General features: G+C 74.6%; 1 protein-coding gene. It reads right to left on the bottom strand.

What is annotated here, in order from left to right; translation table 11 throughout:
* The coding region (locus ACFVXK_RS35760) for a hypothetical protein (RefSeq protein WP_389620638.1) at window positions 1-335 on the bottom strand (335 nt) is incomplete at both ends.

Genomic DNA, 335 nt, shown 5'->3' with positions numbered 1-335 from the left:
GGTTCAGCACCGCGTACCTCCTCGGCTGACCGCTCACCTCCCGGAAGAAGACGCCCGGCTGGTCACCGCGCGCCTTGGTCCCGGTGAACGGCGGCGGGGTCAGCGGCGACTGGCGGACGCGGCCCAGCTCCACCGAGAGGCGGAGGTCGTCCCCGTCGGCGGTCACCGCGACACCCCGGTTGTCCCAGTACACCGGGGCGCCGGGGCTGCGGGTGAGGGTGACCGACTCCGGCACGTAGTCGGGGTGGGCGACCTCGAGGTCGATACGGGTCCACTCCTCCGCCGGGACCGCCCGGGTGACGGGCCGGTCCAGCGGGACGCCGATGCGCTGGGTC

This window comes from Streptomyces sp. NPDC058157 (genome assembly GCF_042884105.1).
In the GTDB taxonomy this organism is placed as follows: domain Bacteria; phylum Actinomycetota; class Actinomycetes; order Streptomycetales; family Streptomycetaceae; genus Streptomyces.
The sequence above is the reverse complement of the archived record's forward strand: the minus strand, read 5'-3'. Positions and strand labels throughout refer to the sequence as shown.